20 protein-coding genes are annotated in these 24,143 nt (G+C 70.8%); 11 read left to right on the top strand and 9 right to left on the bottom strand.

Translation table 11 applies throughout. The annotated features are described in order from the left end of the window. Positions 1 to 15 precede the first annotated feature (15 nt). Genes murJ through SKED_RS18645 form a run of 3 tightly spaced genes read right to left on the bottom strand, consistent with a single transcriptional unit; the run spans position 16 to position 4,570 of the window. Entirely contained in the window at positions 16 to 1,713 is a 1,698-nt protein-coding gene (gene murJ / locus SKED_RS18655) for a murein biosynthesis integral membrane protein MurJ (protein WP_012868743.1), read from the bottom strand. Next, on the bottom strand, positions 1,710 to 3,965 hold the full coding sequence (locus tag SKED_RS18650) for a DUF6049 family protein (RefSeq protein ID WP_012868742.1): 2,256 nt from the start codon (positions 3,963 to 3,965) through the stop codon (positions 1,710 to 1,712). The genes murJ and SKED_RS18650 overlap by 4 nt, the downstream gene beginning before the upstream one ends. After that, a complete protein-coding gene (locus SKED_RS18645) occupies positions 3,953 to 4,570 on the bottom strand; it encodes an NUDIX hydrolase (protein ID WP_012868741.1) in 618 nt (205 codons plus the stop codon). The genes SKED_RS18650 and SKED_RS18645 overlap by 13 nt, the downstream gene beginning before the upstream one ends. A gap of 170 nt (positions 4,571 to 4,740) precedes the next feature. On the opposite strand from SKED_RS18645, the gene SKED_RS18640 reads away from it, so the two are divergent. After that, the gene (locus tag SKED_RS18640; protein ID WP_081448047.1) at positions 4,741 to 6,153 is read left to right on the top strand and encodes a CCA tRNA nucleotidyltransferase; all 1,413 of its coding nucleotides are present in this window, start codon (positions 4,741 to 4,743) and stop codon (positions 6,151 to 6,153) included. A gap of 13 nt (positions 6,154 to 6,166) precedes the next feature. Here SKED_RS18640 and SKED_RS18635 read toward each other — a convergent pair whose 3' ends face one another. Beyond that, a complete protein-coding gene (locus SKED_RS18635; protein ID WP_012868739.1) occupies positions 6,167 to 7,111 on the bottom strand; it encodes an alpha/beta fold hydrolase in 945 nt (314 codons plus the stop codon). Between the two features lie 166 nt (positions 7,112 to 7,277). Here SKED_RS18635 and SKED_RS18630 point away from each other — a divergent pair, with 166 nt between their 5' ends. Then, a complete protein-coding gene (locus tag SKED_RS18630; protein ID WP_012868738.1) occupies positions 7,278 to 8,549 on the top strand; it encodes a sensor histidine kinase in 1,272 nt (423 codons plus the stop codon). Continuing rightward, positions 8,546 to 9,211 (top strand): response regulator transcription factor, encoded by a 666-nt coding sequence (locus SKED_RS18625; RefSeq protein ID WP_012868737.1) that lies wholly within the window; start codon positions 8,546 to 8,548, stop codon positions 9,209 to 9,211. The genes SKED_RS18630 and SKED_RS18625 overlap by 4 nt, the downstream gene beginning before the upstream one ends. Here SKED_RS18625 and SKED_RS18620 read toward each other — a convergent pair. The 3 genes from SKED_RS18620 to SKED_RS18610 all read right to left on the bottom strand — a co-directional run bounded on the left by SKED_RS18620 (position 9,195) and on the right by SKED_RS18610 (position 12,463). Beyond that, positions 9,195 to 10,493: an MFS transporter gene (locus SKED_RS18620; protein WP_012868736.1), complete on the bottom strand. Its 1,299-nt coding sequence runs from the start codon at positions 10,491 to 10,493 to the stop codon at positions 9,195 to 9,197. The genes SKED_RS18625 and SKED_RS18620 overlap by 17 nt on opposite strands. 198 nt (positions 10,494 to 10,691) lie before the next feature. Further along, on the bottom strand, positions 10,692 to 11,783 hold the full coding sequence (locus SKED_RS18615; RefSeq protein ID WP_012868735.1) for an inositol-3-phosphate synthase: 1,092 nt from the start codon (positions 11,781 to 11,783) through the stop codon (positions 10,692 to 10,694). Beyond that, positions 11,780 to 12,463: a PadR family transcriptional regulator gene (locus SKED_RS18610; RefSeq protein WP_012868734.1), complete on the bottom strand. Its 684-nt coding sequence runs from the start codon at positions 12,461 to 12,463 to the stop codon at positions 11,780 to 11,782. Before SKED_RS18610 ends, SKED_RS18615 begins: the two co-directional genes overlap by 4 nt. 406 nt (positions 12,464 to 12,869) lie before the next feature. Between SKED_RS18610 and SKED_RS18605 the strand changes: the two genes are divergently transcribed. The 6 genes from SKED_RS18605 (at position 12,870) to SKED_RS18580 (ending at position 18,693) form a co-directional block, all read left to right on the top strand. Then, positions 12,870 to 15,542, top strand: a complete 2,673-nt coding sequence (locus tag SKED_RS18605) for a transglycosylase domain-containing protein (RefSeq protein ID WP_012868733.1) — start codon at positions 12,870 to 12,872, stop codon at positions 15,540 to 15,542. A gap of 293 nt (positions 15,543 to 15,835) precedes the next feature. After that, entirely contained in the window at positions 15,836 to 16,123 is a 288-nt protein-coding gene (rpsF, locus tag SKED_RS18600) for a 30S ribosomal protein S6 (protein WP_012868732.1), read from the top strand. 60 nt (positions 16,124 to 16,183) lie between these two features. Then, positions 16,184 to 16,684 (top strand): single-stranded DNA-binding protein, encoded by a 501-nt coding sequence (locus tag SKED_RS18595; protein WP_012868731.1) that lies wholly within the window; start codon positions 16,184 to 16,186, stop codon positions 16,682 to 16,684. A gap of 80 nt (positions 16,685 to 16,764) precedes the next feature. After that, positions 16,765 to 17,001 carry a 30S ribosomal protein S18 gene (rpsR, locus tag SKED_RS18590; protein WP_012868730.1) on the top strand — a complete coding sequence of 79 codons (237 nt, stop codon included), beginning with the start codon at positions 16,765 to 16,767 and terminating at the stop codon, positions 16,999 to 17,001. A 17-nt stretch (positions 17,002 to 17,018) separates the two neighbouring features. After that, a complete protein-coding gene (rplI, locus tag SKED_RS18585) occupies positions 17,019 to 17,468 on the top strand; it encodes a 50S ribosomal protein L9 (RefSeq protein WP_012868729.1) in 450 nt (149 codons plus the stop codon). A 124-nt stretch (positions 17,469 to 17,592) separates the two neighbouring features. Then, entirely contained in the window at positions 17,593 to 18,693 is a 1,101-nt protein-coding gene (locus SKED_RS18580; RefSeq protein WP_012868728.1) for a serine hydrolase domain-containing protein, read from the top strand. 122 nt (positions 18,694 to 18,815) lie between these two features. On the opposite strand, the gene SKED_RS18575 is transcribed toward SKED_RS18580, so the two are convergent. Continuing rightward, the gene (locus SKED_RS18575) at positions 18,816 to 20,156 is read right to left on the bottom strand and encodes an MATE family efflux transporter (RefSeq protein ID WP_012868727.1); all 1,341 of its coding nucleotides are present in this window, start codon (positions 20,154 to 20,156) and stop codon (positions 18,816 to 18,818) included. A 327-nt stretch (positions 20,157 to 20,483) separates the two neighbouring features. Here SKED_RS18575 and dnaB point away from each other — a divergent pair, with 327 nt between their 5' ends. Further along, positions 20,484 to 21,869, top strand: coding sequence for a replicative DNA helicase (gene dnaB, locus SKED_RS18570; protein WP_012868726.1), 1,386 nt, complete (start codon positions 20,484 to 20,486; stop codon positions 21,867 to 21,869). A 127-nt stretch (positions 21,870 to 21,996) separates the two neighbouring features. Here the strand turns inward: dnaB and SKED_RS18565 are convergent, their stop codons facing one another. Beyond that, on the bottom strand, positions 21,997 to 22,740 hold the full coding sequence (locus SKED_RS18565; protein WP_012868725.1) for a hypothetical protein: 744 nt from the start codon (positions 22,738 to 22,740) through the stop codon (positions 21,997 to 21,999). Between the two features lie 384 nt (positions 22,741 to 23,124). Between SKED_RS18565 and glsA the strand changes: the two genes are divergently transcribed. Then, complete coding sequence (gene glsA / locus SKED_RS18560; RefSeq protein ID WP_012868724.1) at positions 23,125 to 24,141, top strand: glutaminase A; 1,017 nt, start codon at positions 23,125 to 23,127, stop codon at positions 24,139 to 24,141. Positions 24,142 to 24,143: the final 2 nt, after the last annotated feature.

The following is a 24,143-nucleotide window of genomic DNA, read 5'->3' as shown; positions in this document are numbered from 1 at the left end:
ACCATGGTACGTGGCTCATGTGGAGAATCGGCGGGGGAGGAAGCGACGGAACGGTGCGGCGAGGCTGGTGAGCTCCTGGACGCCCATGATGCGCAGCGAGAGCACGTACACCGAGGTCATGGTCGTCAGGACGAGCAGAGTCACCCAGACCGCGCGCAGCCACGTGTCGCCGGGCGCGAAGCCCCACACGTGCAGGACGAGCCAGCCGGTGAGGGCAGCCAGCACGGCGGAGACCACGAGCTGGACGTGCAGCCGCACGATGCGCGCGAGGTCGAGCCCATCGAGCCGGTCGCGCATCCCGCGCACCCGGAGCAGGACGGCGACGAGGTTCGACGCCGACATCGCCAGCGCCGCGCCGACGGCCCACCACTGGCCCGGTGCGAGGAGCCAGACGGCACCGGCCCCGGCCACCAGGACGACGGTTACCGGGATCTGGATGAGGAACACGGTGCGGCCGTCCTCGAAGGCGAAGTAGACCCACTTCATGAGGACCATCGCGCCGAGGGGCGCGAGCCCCAGGGACATGGCGGCGAGCACGTTGCCCACGGCGACGACCGAGTCCGCGTTGAGCGTCGGGACGATGATCTTCACGACCGGTCGCGACAGCACGATGAAGACCGCGGTCGCGAAGATCGTGAACACCCCGATGACGCGCATGCCGCGCGACACGATCTCGCGGACCTTGGCGACGTCGCCGCCGGCGGCTGCGGCGCTCATCCCGGTGAACAGCGCCGTGGCGATCGACACGGTGATGAGCGAGTGCGGCAGGAGGTAGATCATCAGCGCCTGGGTGTAGGCGCCGTTACCGGCGACCGAGGCCTCGGCGACGCCGTCCGCGGCGGCCGCCAGCGGCGCTCCCGAGGTGATGTTCGAGGTCACCAGCACCGCGACCTGGTCGAGCAGCACGGCAGCGAAGGTCCACATGCCCACGCGGCCGACCGAGCCGAGGCCGGCACCGCGGAACCCGAACCGCGGACGCCAGCGGAAGCCGGAGCGCCAGAGCGGGACGACGAGGATGAGCGCCTGGCCGACGACCCCGAGGGTCGTGACGGCGCCGAGGACCGTGACCTGCGTGGTCGACCACGAGTCGACGACCACGTCGGTGGACAGGCGCGCGCCGGTGGCCGGGTCCTCCAGCAGCACCGAGCCGAAGACCAGCAGGAACACCGAGAGGCCGACGATCGAGATGATGTTGTTGACGACCGGGGCCCACATGAACGGGCCGAACTGGCCGCGTGCGTTGAGCACCTGGCCGAGCAGCGTGTAGAGGCCGTAGAAGAAGAGCTGCGGGATGCACCAGAAGGCGAAGGACACCGCCAGCGCGACCTGCGCGGACGTCCAGCTCGAGTCGGTGTAGAGCGCGACCGCCACGCTCGCGCCCATCGTGCACACGAGGGTGATGACGAGCAGCACGGACCCGGCGAGGGTGAGCAGCTTGTCGAGGTACTCCTGGCCGTCCGGGGACCTGTAGGCCCGCACCACCTGAGGCACGATGACCGCGTTGAGCATGCCGCCCGCGATGACCGCGAAGAGGATGTTGGGGATCTTGTTCGCGATGTCGAAGGCGTCCGCGATCGGCCCGGTCGCTCCGCCGACCACGGCCACCAGCAGGATGTTGCGCACGAGGCCGAGGCCGCGGGAGACCGCGGTGCCCGACGCCATGACGATCGAGCTGTGGCCGACCGACGAGGCCTTGGTGGCGGGCTGGGTCATCGGTCGTGTCCTTCGGCGTGCTGTGCGTCGTCCGCGGGCTCCACGAGCCCGACGGCGTCGGCGGACACCCGGCGGTCCGAGCGTCCACGATGGACGGTACGCCAGATGCCGGCCCCGAGCAGCACCACGAGCAGGCCGGCCACGACGGCGGTGCCCATGTTCTCCCAGTCGGCGCGCACCCTCACCTCGAAGGACTCGGCGCTCCCGAGCACCGTGCCGTCGAGGGCCATGATCTGGGCGGTGACCGTGACGTCGCCGCTGCCGACGGCGCGGACCGGGATCTGCTCGCGCACCTCTTCGCCCGGACCGATCGTCACGGTGACGGACTTCTCGGCGACGAGCCGGGGGTCGTCCGGGTCGAGGGCGATCTTGAGCGTGACGGGCTGGTCGAGGTCGTTGACCACCTGGACGGGGATCTGGCTCCCGGTGCTGATGATGTTGAAGTTCCGGGCGGTGACGACCGACACCGATGCGCGGGTGGCGTCGACGTGCGTGACGACGTCCGCCACGGCGGTGCTCCGTCCTGCGGGGTCGACGCGCCAGGCGACGGACGTCGCGGCGCGGACGGCGTCCTCGACCGGTGCGGTCAGCGCGGTCTGGTCCGGGACCACCTGCGCGAAGCTGCGGATGTCCTCGAGGGCGCCGTCGAGCTCGGACAGCTGGGCAGCGCTGATGGTGCCCTCGGCCGCGGGGGCCTCGGCCGGTCCGGTGCGGTCGACCTCGGCCGCCTCGGCGCCGAGGATCGTCGAGACCGGTCGCAGCCTGGTCCACGGAGCCGAGCCGAGGGCCTCGAGCTGGGCACGGGCGACCGCGGGCTCGGGGGCCCAGTCGCGCGGCACGGTGATGACGAGCTGTCGCGCCTCGGCCGGGCGCTCGCGAGAGACGACGGCGGTCTCGGCGAGGAGCCGCTGGCGCGCAGCCGCCGGCGAGGCGTCCGTGGGGGCGGTGAGCTGCGCGCTCAGCACGGTGTCGGGCACCAGGGCGGCCACGTCGCCCGACGCGGTCGGGACGGTCGTGCGGCCCGTCGGCGTGTAGCTCAGCGCGGTCGACGGGCTGAGCGAGCCGGGCGCGGTGACGACGGTGCTCGCCCCGGCGGCGGCGACCGTGGCGAGGGTGGCGGCGTCAGGTGCGGCCTCTTCGGGCCAGGCCAGGTCGGTGCGCCACGTGGAGGTGGCACCGACGAGAGCGGGCTGCGTCGGTGCCGGCAGCCCGGCAGCCGCGTAGGCCGTGACGTCCTGGTCGCGGTGCGGCAGCGCGAACACCTCGCGTCCGGCCGCCCCGTCGACGATGCGCGCCGAGAGCTCCCCGGCGGCGTCGTCGACCCCTGCCTCTGCGTCGTCAGGGCTGTCGGTGCTGTCTGCGTCGGCTGTGGCCCCGGCGTCGTCAGCGCCTTCGGTGTCGTCGGCGCTCGGGGTGCCGTCGGTCTCCGGGACGAGCGCCGGGTCGACCGCCCAGGCGACGTCGTCGACGCCCTCGGTGCTGGCCAGCACCTGGGTGAGGCGCCCGTCCGACGAGGTGGCAGCCTCGAGCGACGCCTCCGCGGAAGCGGGGTCGAGGGGGTCGACGGCAGGGCCGACGACGGGCACGAGGACGCTCGTGCCGACCGGGGTGACCTCGGAGTCCTCGACGGGGAACCACAGGACGAAGGTGCGCAGCGTGCCGACGGGGTCGACGGTCGCCGGGGACGTGCCGTTCCCGGCGAGCGTCACGGCGATGCCGCGCGGCCCCCAGAAGTCGAGGCTGGTGAGCAGCCCCATCGAGTCGGCCTCGACGGAGAAGTCCACGACCGCCGAGTCGCCCGGCGCGAGGTCTGCCGGGACGTCGACGGACTCGAGCACGGTCCCGAAGGGTGCGGTGAGCCCCTGGTCGGCCCAGGCCGCGAGCCTGTCGCGGGTGCTGAAGCGGTACTTGGACACCGTCAGCGTCGCGACGGGGGAGGTCAGCGTCTCGCCGGTGGTGTTGGTGACCTCCGCGCGCACCGTCATGGTGTCGCCCGGTCGGACGACCTCGGGGCTCATCGTCATGAGCCGGACCGCGGGAGCCGCGGTCGGCTCGGTCGCCGGCACGGGCGCGCTGTCCGTCGGCGGTGTGGACGGCGAGGGTGAGGGGGTGGTCGTGGCGGGCAGGACCGTCGCCGTCGCCGGCGCCGCGCTCCCGAGCAGGACGCAGGCGAGGACCAGCGCCGTCAGGAGGCCGAGGACCCCGGACGGGCGAGCCTGCGCGCCCCGGACCCAGCCGCCTAGCGCGGCCATGGCGGTGGGGTGTGCGCCTGCGGGCCGCCCTGGGCGTCCCGCAGGATCTCGAACGCCGCCGCGGCGAGCCGCCGCTCGTTCGGGTAGCTCAGCGTGGCCGAGAGCGCGGTGAACGCCACCCAGGCGACGTCCTCCGCCTCGGAGTCGGGGTCTCCCTCGACCGTGAGGTACCCGCCGACCGCCTCGAGCAAGAAGTGGTGGACCACCTTGTGGACCCGGCGGTCGTCCCCGGTGAACCAGTAGTCGATGACCCCGAGGCGCCGCTGGATGGTCCCGACGATCCCGGTCTCCTCGGTGATCTCGCGGATCGCGGCCTCCTCGGCCGTCTCCACGCCCTCGAGGTGCCCCTTGGGCAGGCACCACTCGAGACGGCCCGCACGGTTGCGCCGGGCGATCACCGCGGCATGGAACGCACCGTCCAGGACGGCCACCACCAGGCCGCCCGCAGACGTCTCCTCGACGACCGGTAGGTCGGAGGACTGGTGCGACGAGGGCGCGACAGAGCTGCTCGCGCGCCGGGCTGCCTGCGGGTCGATCCGCAGAGGATGGCCTCCTGGCGGCGCGGGGACCGGAGAGCGGCCCTCGGAGTGCGCTGCGCTGGACATGTCGGCCACTTTATCTTTGTCTGGCAGGCTTTGATGTTGTGTCGAAGTCCACGAGGTCCACCAGCGGGTCCACCAGCCCTGAGAATCCGGCCCTAGAGAGCGGTCGGGAGATCGACGTGCCCGCGAATGTCGCGCTGCTCCGGCGACGGCTCGCGACCGTTCTGTCCCACATGGCCCCCGAGGCGGTCGACCTCGGCGAGGTGTTCGCCGCCGCCGGCCACGAGCTCGCACTCGTCGGCGGACCCGTCCGTGACGCGTTCCTCGGCCGCTCGAGCGCCGACCTGGACTTCGCGACGTCGGCCCGCCCGGACGAGACTCTCCGCCTGCTCGCCGCCTGGGGCGACGCGCACTGGGACATCGGCAAGGAGTTCGGGACCATCGGCGCGAAGAGGTTCGCGCGCGGCGGGGCCCCCGAGGTGGTCGTCGAGGTCACCACCTACCGGACCGACGAGTACGACCCGGCGTCGCGCAAGCCGCTCGTCGTGTTCGGCGACACGCTCGACGGCGACCTGTCCCGTCGGGACTTCACCGTCAACGCCATGGCCGTGCGCCTGCCCGACCTCACCTTCGTCGACCCGCACGACGGCCTCACGGACCTCGCCCGCGAGGTGCTCCGCACCCCGATCGAGGCGGCACGGTCCTTCGACGACGACCCCCTGCGCATGATGCGGGCCGCCCGCTTCGCCGCGCAGCTCGGGTTCGACGTCGACCCGGAGGCCGACCGCGCCGTGCGGGACATGGCCGACCGCATCAGCATCGTCTCCGCCGAGCGGGTCCGCGACGAGCTGTCCAAGCTGCTCGTCTCCCAGCACCCCCGCAAGGGTCTGCACGTCCTCGTCGAGACAGGGCTGGCCGACCACGTCCTGCCCGAGCTCGTCGGCATGAAGCAGGCCGTCGACGAGCACAACCGGCACAAGGACGTCTACGAGCACTCCCTCACCGTCCTCGACCAGGCGATCGACCTGGAGACCGACGCCGACGGCGCCGTCCCCGGGCCGGACTTCGTGCTGCGCCTCGCCGCGCTGCTCCACGACATCGGCAAGCCCGCGACCCGCAGGTTCGAGAGCAACGGCACGGTGAGCTTCCACCACCACGAGATCGTCGGGGCCAAGCTCACCGCGAAGCGCCTGCGAGCCCTGCGCTTCGACAAGGAGACCGTCTCGCAGGTCTCGCGGCTCGTCGAGCTGCACCTGCGGTTCCACGGCTACGGCGACGGCGCGTGGACCGACTCCGCCGTGCGCCGCTACGTCACCGACGCCGGGCCGCTCCTCGAGCGCCTGCACCGGCTCACCCGGGCGGACTGCACCACGCGCAACAAGCGCAAGGCGCAGCGGCTCTCCGACGCCTACGACGACCTCGAGTCCCGCATCGAGGTCCTCCGCGGCGAGGAAGAGCTCGCGTCCATCCGCCCCGACCTCGACGGGCAGCAGATCATGGACGCCCTGTCGCTCACGCCCGGGCCCGAGGTCGGCCAGGCCTACAGGTTCCTCATGGAGCTCCGGCTCGACCGCGGCCCCCTCGGCCCGGACGCAGCCCGCGACGAGCTCGTGCGCTGGTGGCCCACCCGCGACCAGCAGGCCTGACCGGTCTCAGCGGTCAGCCAGCCTCGGGGCGGGTGGCCGCCCAGCCGCGGAAGGTCTCGGCGATCTCCGGCGAGAGGGTGTGGTGCAGGTAGTGGTCGCCGTCGAGCGGCACCACCGTGCCGTCTGCCACGCTCGCGGCCTGCCGCTCGTGCAGCCCGAGCCAGTCCGGGTTCTTCTCGTTGTGCTCCACGACGAGGAGGAGGAGCGGGAGGTCCTCGGGGAAGGTCCTGCCGAGCGCGTCCTCGAAGTTCGTGCTGATGTGCGACATCTCGTCGAGGTAGGTCGACGAGAGCGACGTCCGGTTGCCGATCATCCGCATCTGCTCCCGCGCCTCGTCGGGGTACACCGTGCCGTCGAGGCCGTCACCCGCGACGGCCGTGACCACGCGCGCGAGCCCGAGCGTCTTCGCAGCGCCGAGCAGCCCCGTCGGGAAGCTCGCGTCCATCCCCGGCTGACCGGGCACGCTCGAGTCGATCCCGACGAAGGCCGTCACCTCGTCCCGGTAGCGCGTGGTGTACTCGAGCCCGTAGATCCCCGCGATCGAGTGACCCATGAGGACGTAGCGGTCCACGTCCAGCTGCTGCAGCGCCTCGTGCACCTCGGACACGATGTTCTCCGTGGTCCGCTCCACGTCCGTGCCGTCGCTCAGGCCGTAGCCGAAAGGCTCGACGACGATGACACGGTGGTCCGTCGACAGGTCCGCGACCAGCGGTGCGAAGTCGAGCACGGGGGAGGCCGTGCCAAAACCCGGGAGCAGCACCACGTCCGGCCCCTGGCCCGTGACCTGCACGTTCATGTGCCGCCCGTCGACGGTCACGGTCTGCCCGTACGCCTCGACCCGGTCGCTCTCCCGCGCGGACGCGACCGCGTTCACGACGGTTGTCGTCGTCAGGCCGAGCACGACCACGGCACCCACGGCCGCCACCGCCACGAGCGCTCTCTTCGCAGACTTCTTCACAGCCACCTCTCCTGGTGACGCACCCTGCGTCCCGACCTCCAGCATCGGCCGACGACGCCCCGCGCGCGTCAGTCCCGCGTGGACACCTGGCGTACCGCGAGCGTCGTACGCGGACGTCACCCTCGCGGGCGATCCGCCGTGCGACCACGGCCGCGATACTGGAGGAGTGACGCCGACAGGATCCTCCCGAGCACCAGCCGACCCGGCTCGTGGTGCACGGACCCACGGCGGTCGCGAGCCGCGACAGAAGGCCCTGCGCAGCACGCAGGTCCGGGACGCGCTCGCCGTCACCGTCGTCGTGCTCTTCGGCGTCCTGCCCTTCCCCGACGAGGTGTTCCGGACCCGCGGCCTGCTGCTCGTCGTCGCGCTCCTGCCCGCCGTCGTCCTGCCGCTGCGCCGCCGCCGGCCCGCCCTCGCGCTCGCGGTCGCGCTGGCGTGCAGCACGGTCGTCGCCCTCGCCGGCACCCTCGCGCCGAGCGCGATCGTCGCCGTCGCGATCACGGCCTTCTCCGTGACCGCCTGCTCGGAGGCCGACCGGACACGCCGGGTCCTCGGGGTGGCGCTCGCCGCCGTGGTCGTGCTGCTCCTGCCCGCCGTCCCGCTCGACGGCGACCTCCTCGACTCGCGCGCCCTGCAGCTCGTCACCTTCGTGGTGCTCGCCGGTGCGCTCGGCGACACCAGCCGGTCGCGGAAGGAGGCGCTCGCCGCCGCGACCGACCGGGCCGATCGCGCCGAGCGGGACCGCGACGACGAGGCCAGGCGCCGCGTGGTCGACGAGCGCGTGCGCATCGCCCGCGACCTCCACGACGTGGTCGCGCACCAGATCTCCGTGATCAGCCTCAGCGCCGGCGTCGCGTCGTCGTCCCTCGAGAACCGGCCCGAGCGAGCCCGGGAGGCCCTCACGACGATCCGCAGCGCCGCCCGTACCGTGCTCGTGGACATCGGCTCCCTCATGGCCCTGCTGCGCTCGGACGACGCCGACGGCCGCGACCTCTCGCCCCAGGCGGGCCTGTCGCAGGTCGACGAGCTCCTCGGGCGCTTCGCCGACGTGGGGCTGCACGTCGAGGTGCGGCAGGACGCAGACCTCGACGGGCTCTCTCCCGCCAGCGACCACGTCGCCTACCTGGCCCTCCAGGAGGGGCTCACCAACGCGCACAAGCACGGCGCGGACGGCACCGCGCGCGTCGACCTGCACGACCTCGACGGAGCGGTCGTGCTCACCGTCACCAACCCGCTGCGCCCTACCAACCCGCTGGGCCCCACCAGCCTCAGCACCGGCAGCTCCGACCTCCCTCCCAGCAGCCTCAGCACCGGTCACGGCCTGCGCGGCCTGCGCGAGCGCATCGCCGCCGTGCGCGGCACGGCCGAGACCACCCAGGTCGACGGCGAGTTCCGCCTCGTCGTCACCGTGCCCGCAGGACGGAGGGCCGGACGGTGACCACCGTGCTCGTCGTCGACGACCAACCCCTCGTCCGCCAGGCCGTGCGCGACATCCTCACCGACGGCGGGGTCGACGTCGTGGGCGAGGCGTCGACCGGCCACGAAGCGGTGCGCGCCGCCGCGGCCCTCGCACCCGACGTCGTCCTCATGGACATCCGCATGCCCGGGCTCGACGGCATCGCCGCCACCGAGCAGATCTGCGCCGGCCCGGCGGGCAGCACCACCCGGGTGCTCGTCCTCACCACCTTCGAGGAGGACGAGTACGTCGTCGCCGCCCTGCGCGCCGGCGCCAGCGGGTTCATCGGCAAGGGAGCAGAGCCCGACGACATCGTGCGAGCCGTGCGCACCGTCCACCTCGGCGAGTCGTTGCTGTCCTCCGCGGCGACCCGCGCGCTCGTCGAGCGCTACGTGCACCAGCAGGCACCGCGAGCCGACGCCTGGGAGGGCGACGGGCTCGGCAGGCTCACCGAGCGCGAGCGTGAGGTCTTCCTCCTCGTCGCGGCCGGCCGGACCAACCAGGACATCGCCGCAGAGCTCGTCATCTCCACCCACACCGCCAAGACGCACGTCAACAGGATCATGACCAAGGTCGACGTCCGAGACCGGGCGCACCTGGTGATCCTCGCCTACGAGTCCGGACTGGTCACACCGCGTCGCTGAGCGCGCGAGGGCTGCGCAGCCCCCGCAGCCCGAAGACCACCGCGCTGAGCAGGTACCCCACCGCCAGCACCGCGAACACCGGCCTCGAGTACCCCGAGTCCGGCAACGTCACCGCCGCGACCGCGGCCGCCGCGATGAACGCCGAGTTGTAGACCACGTCGTACAGCGCGAACGCCCGACCCCGGAGCTCGTCCGGGGTGTCCCGCTGCACGATCGTGTCGACCGCGATCTTCGCGCCCTGCGCCGCCAGACCCAGCAGCGCAGCACACACCAGCAGGACCGGCAGCCGGACCGACGACAGCAGCACCAGCTGCGCGACCCCCGCCAACACCAGGCACATCACCACCCACACCTGCGCACCTGTGCGCCGCGCCAGCACCGGCGTGGTCAGCACCGCAGCACCGAAGCCGACCGCCGACGCCGCCAGCACCGACGCGAAGACCGCCAGGCCCGCATCAGGGTCCGCCGGGTCCGCCAGCAGGTTCCGCGACAGCAAGATGCTCGCCACGAAAGTCACCCCGTAGAACAACCGGTGCACCCCCATGACCGCCAGCGCCTGCGCCGGCGTCCCGATGCGCGCCAGCGCCCGACCACCCTCGACCAGACCGCGCCCCAGCCGCGCCAGGCGCTCGCGGACCACGTCGGCGTCCGCCAGAGCACCCGGCCCCAGCCGGTCCACCCCGAAGCGCGCCGCGACCCCCGCCGACACCGCGAAGAACACCGCCGCCGCAGCCAGCGACGCCGCGTCCTTCGACGTCCCCGCGTCCATCACCAGACCCAGCAGCAGCCCCACCAGACCACCCAGGGCAGCAGCGCCCGCGCCGAAGGTCGGCACCACCGAGTTGGCCGTCAACAGCTGCTCACGAGGGACCACCCGCGGCAACGACGCCGACAGCGCCGCCAGGACGAACCGGTTGAGCGACAGGTTGAGCAGAGCCAGGACGTAGACGGCCGGGCCGATGCCCCACAGCAAGACCCACGCACCGATCAGCAACGTCACCGCCACGCGCGCCACGTTGACCCGGACGAGCACCTGGCGACGACGCCAGCGGTCGAGCAGGACACCCGCCCAAGGACCGACCAGGGTGAACGGGGCGAGCAGGACCGTGAAGGCCACCGCGATCGACGCAGCCGTGCCCTGGCTCTCCGGGGAGAAGAAGAACAGGGTCGCCAGACCCACCTGGAACATGCCGTCACCCGCCTGGCCGACCAGGCGCACCGCGAAGAGACGGCGGAAGTCGCGGCCGTGGAGAAGACCGGCGAGATCCTGGTGGACAGACATGGGGGTCAGCCTAGGGGAGGGGGTGGGGGCTCCGTTACGGCCGGAAGCCCCAGGCGAAGAGCGTGCCGTGGGGGGCTTGGTCTGCCGGGTGCGGGACACGCGCTGTGTTTTTGGTCGCGATAGCCCTGCACTCCGATACGGCCGGAAGCCCCAGGCGAAGAGCGTGCCTGGGGCTTCCAACCTTCACTGCGTTTCGGGCTATCGCTCGTTGGTACCAGCGATGAAGGCCTCGAGGGCGGCGCGCCCCTTCGTGTCTTCCATCTGCACCGGCGGCGACTTCATGAAGTACGTCGACGCGGACAGGATCGGGCCGCCGACACCGCGGTCCTTGGCGATCTTCGCGGCGCGCACGGCGTCGATGATGATGCCGGCCGAGTTGGGCGAGTCCCAGACCTCGAGCTTGTACTCGAGGTTGAGGGGGACCTCACCGAAGGCGCGACCCTCGAGGCGGACGTACGCCCACTTGCGGTCGTCGAGCCACGCGACGTAGTCCGACGGGCCGATGTGCACGTTGCGGTCCGAGGTCTTGCCGCCGAGCGGGCCGTCGAGGTTCGACGTCACGGCCTGCGTCTTCGAGACCTTCTTGGACTCCAGGCGCTCACGCTCGAGCATGTTCTTGAAGTCCATGTTGCCGCCGACGTTGAGCTGGTACGTACGGTCCAGCACGACGCCGCGGTCCTCGAAGAGACGGGCGAGCACGCGGTGCGTGATGGTCGCGCCGACCTGCGACTTGATGTCGTCGCCGACGATCGGGACGCCGGCGTCCTCGAACTTCTTGGCCCAGACAGGGTCCGAGGCGATGAAGACGGGGAGCGCGTTGACGAACGCGACGTTCGCGTCGATCGCAGCCTGCGCGTAGAACTTCGCAGCCTTCTCCGAGCCGACGGGCAGGTAGCAGACGAGGACGTCAGCCTTGACGTCCTTGAGGGTCTGGACGACGTCGACAGCAGCCGCGTCCGACTCCTCGATCGTCTCGCGGTAGTACTTGCCGAGACCGTCGAGGGTCGGGCCGCGCAGGACGTTGATGCCGGTCGGCGGGACGTCGGCGATCTTGATCGTGTTGTTCTCCGACGCCTGCGTGGCGTCCGCGAGGTCGAAGCCGACCTTCTTCGCGTCGACGTCGAACGCAGCCACGAACTCGAGGTCCGAGATGTGGTACGGGCCGAACTGGACGTGCATGAGGCCAGGAACGGTCTCGTTCTTGTCGGCGTTCCGGTAGAACTCGACGCCCTGGATCAGGGAGGTTGCGCAGTTTCCAACGCCAACGATGGCGACGCGGATGGCAGTCATCCTCGCTCCTTGCTGTCTGTGTCGCGACCTTCGTCGTCGACAACGTATGGATTGATCTGATCTGGTGCTGCAGGTTGTGCGTCCGCCGTCAGGCTGGCGCCCGGGGTGACCCCCGCGGTCCGGGCACGACGACGGTCGCGCTCGGTGTTGATGAGGCCGTCGAGCCATCGAACTTCGCGTTCGACCTGCTCGAGGCCATGTCGTTGGAGCTCGAGGGTGTACTCGTCGAGCCGCTCACGAGTCCGTGCGGACGAGTCACGCACGTTCTCGAGACGCTCGTTGAGCCGGCTGCGCCGCCCCTCGAGGATCCGGATCCTGGTCTCCGCGTCCGTCTGCCCGAAGAACGCGAAGCGCACGTCGAAGCTGTCGTCCTCCCACGCCGCCGGACCCGACGACGCGAGCACGGACTGCAGGTGCTCCTTGCCGTCCGCGGTCAGCGTATAGACGATCCGCGCCCGCTTGCCCGACAACGCGTGCGGAGGCGCCTCGTTCGACGCGGCCCCCACGATCAGGCCGCGCGTGACGAGCGACTTCAGGCACGGGTAGAGCGAGCCGTAGGACAGCGCGCGGAACGACCCGAGGACGAGGTTGAGCCGCTTGCGCAGCTCGTACCCGTGCAGCGGAGAGTCGTTGAGGAGGCCGAGCACCGCAGTCTCCAAGACGGACGACTTGCTGCGCACAGACACCTCCTCGCCACGCTCAAGACCCTGACGAGTGCCGTTCGCGGGCACTCGATGTATCGAATCGATACATCGGAAGACTAGGCACATCCACACCCTTCCGCAAGGACCGCACACGTCTGCGCAGCCCCGGCAGAGCCTGCGCAGAGCCTGAGAACCGCGGACTCCCGGGGCTCAGCGGATGTGAAGGAGACGAGGAACTGGTGGGAGGGCGTCGGGCAGAGTTGGCCTCACAGCCCGCGCAGGGGTGATCCGACGAGGCCCACCCCCTAGAGTTCACGATGGGTTCGTGCGCTCCTGCCCCCCGGCGACGCTCGCCACGACACCCGCGCAGCTGATCGACAGCGGCCGACCACGGCCGGCTCTCCGGTCCGCTCCCACCGACATCCGTAGGAAAGGTCCGTGCGTGGCAAGCTCGACTGGACGACCTCCGCAGCGCCCGGCAGGCACCACGCCTGTCCGGGTCTCTGCCACCTCTCGTGCCACCGGTACGCCTGGCACCCCCGGCGCAGCCGGCACGCCCCGCCCGACCGGCACGCCCCGCCCCGCCGCAGCGACGACCGCGACCGCAGCCAGCGCCCCGGGCGCGCGCGGCGCGAAGACCACGGCCGGCAGCAAGGCCACGACAGCCACCAAGACCACGGCCGGCACCAAGAGCGCCGCGGGCTCCAAGGCTGCCAAGAAGGGTGCCGCCACCAAGGCCGGCGCCGGCAGTGGCAAAGGCGGCAAGGGCGGCAGCGGGAAGCGGTTCTTCAACTACCCCCGCTACGGCAAGGGCCCGATCCGACGCTGGCTGCCCTCGTGGCGGTTCCTCCTCGGCTCCTTCCTCACGATGATCGCCCTCGTGTGCGGCATCGTCATCGCCGCCTACGTCGGCCTCAAGGTGCCCACCCCCAGCGACGTCACCCTCCCGCAGTCCTCGACGGTGCTCTACGGCACCGGCCAGACCATGACGGTGTTCGCCGACCAGGACCGCGAGGTCATCCCCGGCGCCGACATCCCGCAGCACGTCCGCGACGCCGTGGTCTCGGCCGAGGACAGGTCCTTCTACGACAACTCCGGGATCGACCCCCGAGGGATCGCCCGCGCCTTCATCGGCAACATCCAGGCGACGATCAACGGCGGCCGGATCACCGGTGGTTCGACGATCACGCAGCAGTACGTCGAGCGCTACTACACGGGCGAGACGATCGACGGCTACGCCGGCAAGTTCAAGGAGATGCTCCTCGCGGTCAAGATCGACCGGCAGGAGAAGAAGGAAGACATCCTCGCGAACTACCTCAACACCATCTACCTGGGCCGTGGTGCCTACGGCATCGAGATCGCCGCGCAGAAGTACTTCGGCGTCTCGACCGGAGACCTCACCGTCGCCCAGGCCGCGCTCATCGCCGGGATCATCCCGGCTCCGTCCGCCTGGGACCCGCAGAAGAACCCGGAGAAGGCCGAGGAGCGATGGAACTACGTGCTCGACGGCATGGTCTCCGAGGGCTTCCTCACGAAGGCCGAGCGTGACCAGCAGACCTTCCCGGAGACCATCGCCTACGAGCAGACGAACCGGAAGCAGGGCCCGCAGGGCTACCTCATCGACATGGTCGAGCGTGAGCTCGCGGCGCTCCCGGAGCCCATCACCCGCGAGGACCTCGACAGCGGTGGCCTGACGGTCCGCACGACCATCGACGCCGGCCTCCAGGAGATGGCGCTGCAGGCGGTCGCGGAGATGCCCGCGGATGCCGCGCCGAACCTGCGGAAGTCGCTCGTGACCGTCGACCCCGAGACCGGGGGCTACCTCGCGGTGTACGGCGGGGCCGACTTCCTCGAGTCGCAGTTCAACAGCGCCACCATGGACGTCGCCCAGGCAGGATCGACCTTCAAGCCCTTCACGCTCATGGCGGCCCTCGAGGACGGCAAGACGCTCAAGGACACGTTCGACGGCAACAACAACAAGTTCTTCCCGGCGGAGAACTACACGGGTCGGAACTTCTCGAACCAGAGCTTCGGTCGGGTGACCCTCGAGAGGGCGACGCAGGACTCGATCAACACCGCCTACCTCGAGCTGAACGAGGAGATCGGACCGGAGGCCACGGTCGACGCCGCCATCAGGGCGGGCATCCCCGAGGGCTCGACCGACCTGTCGCCCGTCCTGGTGAACGTGCTGGGGGTCGCCTCGGTGCACACCGTCGACATCGCCCGCGCCTACACGACCTTCGCCGCGGGGGGCGAGAAGAAGTCGACGCACATCGTGGCGTCGGTGACCAAGAAGGTCGACGGAGAGGACGCCGTCGTCTACACGGAGAACACGTCGACCGGCGAACAGGTCTTCACGCCGGAGAACACCGCCGAGCTCACCTACGCACTCACCCAGGTGGTGCAGAACGGCTCGGGCACCACCGCGAAGAGGCTCGGCGTGCCGATCGCGGCCAAGACCGGCTCGACCAACGACAACAAGGCTGCCTGGTTCGCCGGGTACACGCCGGACTTCGTCACAGTGGTCTCGATGTTCCAGGTCGGGCCGAACGGCGAGCAGGAGTCCATCACGCCCTTCGGTGACTACGTCAACAAGGAGATCACCGGTGCGACCGCGCCGGCAGACCTGTGGACCGACTACATGGGCAAGGTCCTCCAGGGGCGCGACGTCAAGCAGTTCCCGGAGCGCCCAGCGCCGCCCACCCCGACCTGGACGCCCCCGCCGACGCCGACCGAGGAGCCCGAGCCCACGACGGCCCTCGTACCCGACGGCCTCGTCGGCAGCTCGCGCGACGCGGCTGCCAACGCCATCGCGGCCGCCGGGCTGACCCCGGCGGTGACCGAGCAGTTCGACGTGAACCCTGCCGGCACGGTGATCGGGGTGAACCCCGGCTCGGGTGCGGAGGTCGAGCCCGGCTCGACCGTGACGATCATCGTCTCGGCCGGCCCCGAGCCGGCGGCCCCGCCGCCCGCGCCAGAGCCGACCCCGGACCCGACGACGCCTGCTCCGGAGCCCACGACACCGGAGCCGGAGCCGACGGTGCCCGAGGAGCCAGACCCATCGACCGGGACCGCACCTCCGGAAGACCCAGGCGACGCCGCCCCGGCAGGTTGACCTCGGTCCCACCGGAGCCTCGCTCCACCTCTGCCCGCCATGCACCCCGGCGCTCACCGAGCTCGTACCGAGCACCGGAGGGCACCGAGAGCATGGCGGGCATCACGGTTCCCAGGGGGCGTGCCACCAGGTACCCTGAGTCACTGGTGTGTGCTCTGTGCTGTCCGCCAATCGGCCAGCACCGTGCACTCGAAGACACCGACCGGCCGGGCTCGTCCCGGCCACACGTACGCAACAGCCCTCCTGTCACGGAAAGACCGTGGCCGCTGAGTCCGTAGGAGGTGGGTTCACACATGCGTCAGTACGAATTGATGATCATCCTCGATCCCGAGATCGAAGAGCGCACCGTCGCTCCGTCGCTCGACAAGTACCTCACGGTCATCTCGACCGAAGGTGGATCGGTCGACAAGGTCGACATCTGGGGCCGCCGCCGTCTGGCGTTCGAGATCCAGAAGAAGTCTGAGGGCATCTACGCGGTGGTCGACTTCACCGCCACGCCTGCGACCGCCAAGGAGCTGGACCGTCAGCTCGGCCTCAACGAGGTCGTCCTGCGGACCAAGATCCTGCGCGCAGACGTCTGAGCACACGCTCTGACCTGAACGACCTCGTACGACCCGCACGGAATCGAATGGAGAGAAGCTATGGCTGGTGACACCGTCATCACGGTGGTCGGGAACCTCACGGGCGACCCGGAGCTCCGCTTCACCCCGTCCGGGGCTGCGGTCGCGAACTTCACGATCGCGAACACGCCTCGGACCTTCGACCGCCAGAGCAACGAGTGGAAGGACGGCGACACGCTGTTCATGCGCTGCTCGATCTGGCGTGAGGCTGCTGAGAACGTCGCGGAGTCCCTCACCAAGGGAACCCGCGTCATCGCTCAGGGCCGACTCGTGCAGCGCTCGTACGAGACCCGTGAGGGTGAGAAGCGCACCGTCGTCGAGCTTCAGGTGGAGGAGATCGGTCCTTCCCTGAAGTACGCGTCCGCCAAGGTCACCCGGGCACAGCGCTCGGGCGGCGGTGGCGGAGGCGGCTTCGGCGCCAGTTCTGGTGGTGGACAGGCACAGGCAGACGACCCGTGGGCGACCGCGGGTCCGGCGTCGTCGAACAGCGCGAGCTCGTTCGCCGACGAACCGCCGTTCTAGTCCCCACCCCGTAGATCGTCTCTGACGCCCGCGCCCAGCGCGCAGTCGTCGGAGAACCCTTGAGTGAAGGAGCAACCGCAATGGCAAAGCCCGTTGTGCGTAAGCCGAAGAAGAAGTCCAACCCGCTGAAGTCGGCGAAGATCGAGACCGTCGACTACAAGGACACCGCGCTGCTGCGTAAGTTCATCTCGGACCGCGGGAAGATCCGCGCCCGTCGTGTCACCGGTGTGTCCACCCAGGAGCAGCGTCAGATCGCGCGTGCAGTCAAGAACGCACGCGAGATGGCTCTTCTCCCCTACTCGTCATCTGCACGCTGAGAAGGGGCTGAAGACACATGGCAAAGCTGATTCTTACCCACGAGGTCACCGGCCTCGGTGAGCCTGGCGACGTCGTCGACGTCAAGGACGGGTTCGCCCGTAACTACCTCATCCCGCGCAGCCTGGCCACCCCGTGGTCCAAGGGTGCCGAGTCGCAGGTGACTGCGATCCGCAAGGCCCGCAAGGCCCGCGAGATCGCCAGCCTCGACGAGGCCAAGGCCGCACGCGACTCGCTGCAGTCGAAGGCTGTCGTCGTGAAGGCGAAGTCCGGCAACGGCGGCCGCCTCTTCGGCGCCGTCACCACGGCCGAGATCGCTGACGCGGTCGCTGCCCTCGGTGGCGTCACCGTCGACAAGCGCAAGATCGAGATCGCCCAGCCGATCAAGTCGACCGGAGAGTTCTCCGTGTCGGTCCGCCTCCACCCCGAGGTGTCGGCCAAGATCGCGGTCAACGTCGTCGCAGCCTGAGCCCTCACCGGCCAGCAGCACGTACAGGCAGGGCCCCGTCTCCCGTGAGGGAGGCGGGGCCCTGCCCCGTTCGGCGGTGAAAAGAGGTGGCCCGCCGCGGTGGGCCCGCCCTACGGTGAGGCGCATGGAGACGAGCGCCTCAGGTACCCAGGCCATCGACGACGCCGTCGCGGCGCGTCTGCCCGACGCGGTGCGCGAGACCGCGACCGACGAGGACTTCTCCGGCGTCGTCCGGGTGAGCAGCGGCGGGTCCCTCGTCTACGAGGAGGCCTTCGGGCTCGCCTCCCGACGCTGGTCCGTCCCCGTCGCGACCACCACCCGCTTCGACGTCGCCTCCGTCACCAAGCTCTTCACCTCGGTGGCCGTCCTCCAGCAGGTGGATGCGGGGACGCTCGACCTCGACGCGCCGATCGGCACCTGGCTCTCCCTCGCCGAGACCACGATCTCGCCGGAGATCACGCTGCGGCAGCTGCTCACGCACACCTCGGGTATCGCCGACGACGCCGACGAGGAGGCCGGTGAGTCCTACGAGGATCTCTGGGTGGACCGCCCGAGCTACTCCGTGACCACGACCGCGGACTTCCTCCCGCAGTTCGCGCACAAGCCGCCCCGCGCGACCCCGGGCGAGGACTGCCGCTACTGCAACGTCGGCTACGTGCTGGCCGGTCTCGTCCTCGAGGCCGTCACCGGCACCGCCTACCGCGAGCACGTGGTCGAGCACGTCTTCGCCCGGGCAGGCATGGAGCGGGCCGGGTTCTTCGACATGCGCGACGCCGAGCCCGACGTCGCGGAGGGCTGGGACCCGGTCCACGAGGACGACGACGAGGCCGGACCGGTGGTGGGCTGGAAGCAGAACATCTACTCGTACCCGCCGATCGGCTCGCCCGACGGGGGAGCGCACGTGAGCGCCCAGGACCTCGAGACCTTCATGGGAGCACTGCGCAGCGGGCGGCTGCTGTCCGCGGAGCTCACCGAGGCGTTCTTGACGCCGCAGGTGCTGCACCACGAGGACGACGAGCTCGCGCTCTGGTACGGCTTCGGGCTCGAGCTCGAGGTCCGGCCGGACGGCAGCGTCCGCTCGTACTACAAGGACGGGATCAACACCGGTGCCAGCGCGATCGTGCGCTACTACCCGGCGAGCGACACCACGGTCGCCGTCGTGTCGAACTCCGAGGACGGCGCCTGGGGCCCGATCAGCACCCTCGACGACCTCCTGGCGGTCTGACCGGCCCGACCCCACCCCCACCCCTCCTCATGCCCGTGGCGCGACGGCGCGGTACTCCCCGGAGGGTGTGACGGGCGCGTCCCGAGCATGAGGGTGGGCGGGGTGCGGGCGGGCGGGGAGGGTCAGGCGCCGGCGACCATCCAGCGGTCGGAGCGGGCGCGCAGGCCGGTGGTGAGCGCGCGGCTGAGCATGAACACCCCGGCGAAGGCGACCCACAGCCAGGCCAGCCCGGCGGGGCCGTCGGGAGCCCACGCCCGGACGGCCAGCGCGACGGGCGCGTAGACGACCAGCGTGACCATCCCGGCCCAGGCCAGGTACCGGCCGTCGCCGGCGCCGATGAGCACGCCGTCGAGCACGAACACCCACCCGGCGAGCGGCATGAGGACCCCGGCGACGAGCATGCCCAGGGTGATCGCGACGCGCACCTCGTGGTCGCTCGTGAACAGCAGGGCGAACCACCACCCGCCGGCCGCGATCACCACGCCGATCGCGGCCCCGGCGCCGACACCCCACTGGAGGGTGCGTCGCAGGATCGCCCGCGTCTGGGTGACGTCCCCGGCTCCGAGCCGGTGGCCGATCAGCGCCTGCGCCGCGATGGCGAGCGCGTCGAGGGCGAAGGCCGCCAGCCCCCACACGCTGTTGAGCACCTGGTAGCCCGCGAGGTTGACGGCGCCCAGGCTGGTGGCGACGAAGACCGTGAGCAGGATCGCGAGCCGCAGCGAGAGCGTGCGCACGAACAGGGGGAGACCCGAGCGGGCGTTGGCGAGGATCCCGCCCGAGGCCGGGCGCAGCGTCGCGCCTGCCGCGCGGGCCCCGCGGACGACGACCACCGTGAGCACGGCGCCCATCGTCAGCTGGGTGGCTGCCGTGCCGCCGGCCGAGCCGGCGATGCCGAGACCCATGCCGTAGACGAGGACGACGTTGAGGACGGTGTTGGTGATCGCGCCGCCGACGGCGACGTAGAGCGGCGTCCGGGTGTCCTGGAGCCCTCGCAGCACGCCCGTCGAGGCGAGCACCACGAGCATGCCCGGCAGCCCCGGCGTCGACCACCTCAGGTACGTGACGGCGTGCTCGGCGACGGCGCCCCGCGCACCCATGGCCCCGATGGCCCAGGGCGCCAGCAGCCACAGCGCGGTCGCCAGCACGAGCCCGAGACCGGCGGCGAGCCACATGCCGTCGACCCCCGACTGGAGGGCCTCGGCCCGGCGGCCTGCACCCACCCGTCGGGCGACGGACGCCGTGGTCGCGTAGGCGAGGAACACGCACAGCCCGACGAGCGTGAGCAGGATCGTCGAGGCGACGGAGAGGCCCGCCAGGTGCTCGGTGCCCAGGTGGCCGACGACGGCGGAGTCGACGAGCACGAAGACCGGCTCGGCGACGAGCGCCCCGAGGGCGGGGACGGCGAGGGCGAGGATCTGGCGGTCGAGCAGCCGGCGTGGCTCGGGGGTGGTGCTGTCCGCCACGTGATCCCTCCAAGGTCCGAAGCGTGGATGTGTGGACGATGAATCCTCTCATCCACAAGACGATCCCCGGAATTCCGCGCCTGAGGGCCGAAAACTGGCGTGAGACAGACTGTTGTCCCCAGTTATCCCCACAGTTATGCACACTGTGGATGACCGGTGACGTGCCTCTCGGGCAGTTATCCCCAAGGCTGGGGAAAACCCTGTGGACAGGCTGGTTGATCGCGGTCCCTGACGCGCGTACGGTGCGGGAGGCACCCATCGACGGCACAGGCTGTCGGTGGCGAGGTGTAGACCTGAGCCCTCGCCCACAGCAAGGACGGACAGACCATGTCGATCGACGAGCTTGACACCGGCTACAGCTCTTCCAGCCAGGGGTCGGGGTCGTCTGGGCCAGGGTTCGACCGCACCCCGCCCCAGGACATCGCTGCGGAGCAGAGCGTCCTCGGCGGCATGCTCATCTCGAAGGACGCCATCGCCGACGTCATCGAGCAGCTCAAGGGCACGGACTTCTACCGTCCGGCCCACGAGGCCATCTACGACACCATCCTCGACCTGTACGGCCGCGGCGAGCCCGCGGACGCGATCACCGTGGTCGCCGAGCTCACCAAGCACGGTGAGATGGGCCGCATCGGCGGCGCGCCGTACATCCACACGCTCATCTCGATGGTGCCGACCGCCGCGAACGCCGGCTACTACGCCCGCATCGTGCGTGAGCGAGCGGTGCTGCGCCGCCTCGTGCAGGCAGGGACGCGCATCGTGCAGCTCGGCTACGCGACCGACGGCGGTGACGTCGACGAGCTCGTCAACAACGCCCAGGCCGAGGTGTACGCGGTCACCGAGACCCGCAGCTCTGAGGACTACGCGGTGCTCGGCGACGTCATCGGCGGGGCCGTCGACGAGATCGAGGCGGCGGGGCACCGCGGCGAGGGCATGGTCGGCGTCCCGACCGGCTTCGCCGACCTCGACCGGTTGACGAACGGCCTCCACCCCGGCCAGATGATCGTCCTCGCGGCGCGTCCCGCCATCGGCAAGTCGACCCTCGGCATCGACATCGCACGGTCGGCGTCGATCAAGCACGGGCTGACCTCTGTCGTGTTCTCCCTCGAGATGAGCCGCAACGAGATCACCATGCGTCTGCTGTCGGCCGAGGCGCGGATCCACCTGCAGAAGATGCGCAACGGGTCGATGGGCGAGGAGGACTGGCAGAAGCTCGCCGGGACCATGGGCAAGATCTCCGAGGCGCCGCTGTTCATCGACGACTCGCCGAACATGTCGCTCATGGAGATCCGTGCCAAGTGCCGGCGCCTCAAGCAGAAGCACGACCTCAAGCTCGTGGTCATCGACTACCTGCAGCTCATGACGTCGGGCAAGCGCGTCGAGTCGCGTCAGCAGGAGGTCTCGGAGTTCTCCCGTGCGCTCAAGCTGCTGGCCAAGGAGCTCGAGGTTCCGCTCATCGCGATCTCGCAGCTGAACCGTGGCGCCGAGCAGCGCACCGACAAGCGTCCGGCGATGTCCGACCTGCGTGAGTCCGGCTCGATCGAGCAGGACGCCGACATCGTCATCCTGCTGCACCGCGAGGACGCCTACGAGAAGGAGTCGCCGCGAGCGGGCGAGGCCGACCTCATCGTCGCCAAGCACCGTAACGGCCCCACCGACGTCCTCACCGTGGCCTTCCAGGGCCACTACTCGCGCTTCGTCGACATGCAGGCCTAGGGTCTCCGCAGAGAACCCAGACGCACAGCAGCGGCCCCTGATCACCGTCGATCAGGGGCCGCTGCTGCGCGCACCGCTCGGGTGCGGGACGTGCTGGTCCGGTCGGGACGCAGCCTGCCTGGTGGGGTCAGTCTGCGCTGCGCCGGCGGCGCAGACGGGTCCCGACGGTGACGGCAGCCAGTGCGAGGAGCAACCACCCGAGGACCTGTGCACCGGTCGTCGCCAGGATCCCGTCGTCACGCTCCGACGCCTCAGGTGCAGGTGCGCCGCCGTCTGCAGCGTCGTCGCCGTCGCCGTCGCCGTCTCCGGCGCCACCGTCTCCGCCCGGGGAGAGGTAGTTGATGCTGAAGGTCGCGCCCACGGTGTGGTCGTCGCCCGGGTCGCCCTCGAGGATCTTCGGGTCGACGAGCGTGAGGCGCACGGGGATCACGGTCGTCTCGGCCCCGGAGATGAAGGCGCCACCACCGTGGGCATCCGCGTAGGAGACAGGGGCAGCCAGCGTCCCCGCCTGCGCCCAGCTGGTGACCGTGCCGTTCTCGTCGGTCAGTCCGTACTCGACGCCGAGTGCCCCCGCCAGGCTCCTGGAGTGCTCGTCGACCGGCGTGAAGACGCCGTCGAAGGCGGTCCCCAGCGTGCCGCGGTTCGCCAGGACCCACGTCCCCTCGACGGAGTCGCCCGGTGCGGACGTGTCGAAGGTGTGCACCATCGAGTCGCCGTGGAGCGTCAGCTCCGCGACGGGCCGTGCGCCGCTCGCGGCGGTCTGCGCGGCCGAGTGCTCGTCGGCCGCGGCGACCGTCCCAGACGCCAGCAGCGCACCGACGCTGATCGCAGCGACGGCGGTCGTTCGCCGGAGGGATGTGGGTGTGGTCACGTGGGTGTCCTGACTCTCTCTAGGTCGTCCGTGGAGCAGGCGCGCCGAAGAGCGCCGTGGGGTCGTGCACGCGGTGACACGTGCGTGCCTACCAGCCTCGGTCCGGTCAGGCGCTCGTGGCGCGGTCGTCGGCGGAAGTGCGCGGTAGCGGCGCCGCATGTGCGTGGTCGTGCGTGATCAGTGCGAGCGTCGCCCCCGGCACGGAGCGCCCGGCACGACCCGACATCGCAACGCGCGACGAGCGTCCCCGCACAGCGCGACGAGCGTCCCCCGCACTGTGATGTCACGAGAGATCCGCCCCGGAGCCGCTCCGAGGAGCGGCGCGACGGTCGCTCCGCGCTCACGACCGCCGTCCGCGACGATCGGTGTGTAGCGTCACCGGGGATGAGCCATGACGCAGAGGACGTAGAGAAGATCGTCTCGACCGGAGCCCTCCCTGGGTGGCACACCGTCGAGCACCTGGTCGAGACCGCCCACGAGACCTTCGCGCACGTCCGTGACGGGGAGGTCGCCGACTACATCCCGGCCCTCGCGGAAGCCGATCCCGACCTGTTCGGCGTGTGCGTCGTCGAGGTCGACGGGTCGGTGCACTCTGCGGGTGATGTCGAGCACCGGTTCTCGGTCCAGTCGATCTCCAAGGCCTTCGTGTTCGCGCTCGCCTGCCAGGAGGTCGGTCACGAGCGGGTGCTCGAGACCATCGGCGTCAACAACACCGGCCTGTCCTTCAGCTCGGTGATGGCGATCGAGCTCAACGGCGGTCACCCGATGAACCCCATGGTGAACGTGGGCGCGATCGCGACCACGGCCCTCGCCCCCGGTGCGGACCAGGACGCGCGCTGGGGCTTCGTGCGGGACGGCCTCTCGCGCTTCGCCGGCCGTGAGCTCGAGCTCGACGAGGGTGTGCTGGCCTCGGAGACCGAGGGCAACCAGCGCAACCAGAGCCTCGCGCTGCTGCTCGAGAGCTACGGCCGGATGCCGGTCGACGCCCTCGAGGCCGTCGACACCTACACGCGGCAGTGCTCGCTGCTCGTGGACGCCCGCGACCTCGCCGTCATGGGGGCCACCCTCGCCGGAGGCGGGGTGAACCCGCTGACCGGTGCCCGGGTCGTCGACGCCCAGATCGCGCGCGACACCCTGAGCGTCATGGCGACGGCCGGCATGTACGAGCACTCGGGGGAGTGGCTCTTCGAGGTCGGCGCCCCGGCCAAGAGCGGGGTCTCGGGCGGGATCGTCACGATCGCTCCCGGCAAGGGCGGGCTCGGCACCTTCTCGCCGCCGCTCGACAGCGCGGGGAACAGCGTCCGGGGACGCCGGGTCGCCGCCTACCTCGCGGACGCGCTCGGCCTCGACCTCTTCGCGTCGGCGCCCCCTGCGACGAACACCCAGACCCCTGTATCTTGATG

This window comes from Sanguibacter keddieii DSM 10542, from assembly GCF_000024925.1.
Classification (GTDB): domain Bacteria; phylum Actinomycetota; class Actinomycetes; order Actinomycetales; family Cellulomonadaceae; genus Sanguibacter; species Sanguibacter keddieii.
The sequence above is the reverse complement of the archived record's forward strand: the minus strand, read 5'-3'. Positions and strand labels throughout refer to the sequence as shown.

Excerpts from the sequence above, each read along its gene's own strand:
- murJ (WP_012868743.1), bottom strand. The coding sequence starts at position 1,713 with ATGACCCAGCCCGCCACCAAGGCCTCGTCGGTCGGCCACAGCTCGATC.
- SKED_RS18650 (WP_012868742.1), bottom strand. The coding sequence starts at position 3,965 with ATGGCCGCGCTAGGCGGCTGGGTCCGGGGCGCGCAGGCTCGCCCGTCC.
- SKED_RS18645 (WP_012868741.1), bottom strand. The coding sequence starts at position 4,570 with ATGTCCAGCGCAGCGCACTCCGAGGGCCGCTCTCCGGTCCCCGCGCCG.
- SKED_RS18640 (WP_081448047.1), top strand. The coding sequence starts at position 4,741 with ATGGCCCCCGAGGCGGTCGACCTCGGCGAGGTGTTCGCCGCCGCCGGC.
- SKED_RS18620 (WP_012868736.1), bottom strand. The coding sequence starts at position 10,493 with ATGTCTGTCCACCAGGATCTCGCCGGTCTTCTCCACGGCCGCGACTTC.
- SKED_RS18615 (WP_012868735.1), bottom strand. The coding sequence starts at position 11,783 with ATGACTGCCATCCGCGTCGCCATCGTTGGCGTTGGAAACTGCGCAACC.
- rpsF (WP_012868732.1), top strand. The coding sequence starts at position 15,836 with ATGCGTCAGTACGAATTGATGATCATCCTCGATCCCGAGATCGAAGAG.
- SKED_RS18595 (WP_012868731.1), top strand. The coding sequence starts at position 16,184 with ATGGCTGGTGACACCGTCATCACGGTGGTCGGGAACCTCACGGGCGAC.
- rpsR (WP_012868730.1), top strand. The coding sequence starts at position 16,765 with ATGGCAAAGCCCGTTGTGCGTAAGCCGAAGAAGAAGTCCAACCCGCTG.
- rplI (WP_012868729.1), top strand. The coding sequence starts at position 17,019 with ATGGCAAAGCTGATTCTTACCCACGAGGTCACCGGCCTCGGTGAGCCT.
- SKED_RS18580 (WP_012868728.1), top strand. The coding sequence starts at position 17,593 with ATGGAGACGAGCGCCTCAGGTACCCAGGCCATCGACGACGCCGTCGCG.
- dnaB (WP_012868726.1), top strand. The coding sequence starts at position 20,484 with ATGTCGATCGACGAGCTTGACACCGGCTACAGCTCTTCCAGCCAGGGG.
- glsA (WP_012868724.1), top strand. The coding sequence starts at position 23,125 with ATGAGCCATGACGCAGAGGACGTAGAGAAGATCGTCTCGACCGGAGCC.